This is a genomic window from Paraburkholderia sp. SIMBA_030 (assembly GCF_046535245.1).
In the GTDB taxonomy this organism is placed as follows: Bacteria; Pseudomonadota; Gammaproteobacteria; order Burkholderiales; family Burkholderiaceae; genus Paraburkholderia.
Window position 1 is genome coordinate 1 of sequence record NZ_JAWRXB010001665.1, and the last position, 235, is coordinate 235.

A 235-nucleotide genomic window follows, 5' to 3' on the forward strand; every position below is an offset into this window, starting at 1 on the left:
GTCGATCCCTTCCTGCAGCGTTGCGAAGCGCGAGTCGCGCCCGACATACTCGCCGATGCGCTCGAGCGACGCCGGTTCGATATGCGGGCCGATGTCGTTCAGCAGCAGGCGCCCGATGGGCGCGTCGGGCAGGCCTGCGAGCGCCATCCCGATGAGACCGCCCATCGACGTGCCGAACCAGTCGACCTGTTCCACGCCCGTGCGCGCGATAAGCGTCACCATGTCGGCCACATAC

The 235-nt window shown here is 67.7% G+C and carries 1 protein-coding gene; it reads right to left on the reverse strand.

All coding sequences use genetic code 11. The features are described 5' to 3' along the window. Positions 1-235: alpha/beta fold hydrolase (locus SB772_RS45675; protein WP_410839234.1), on the reverse strand; the 235-nt coding region annotated here is incomplete at both ends.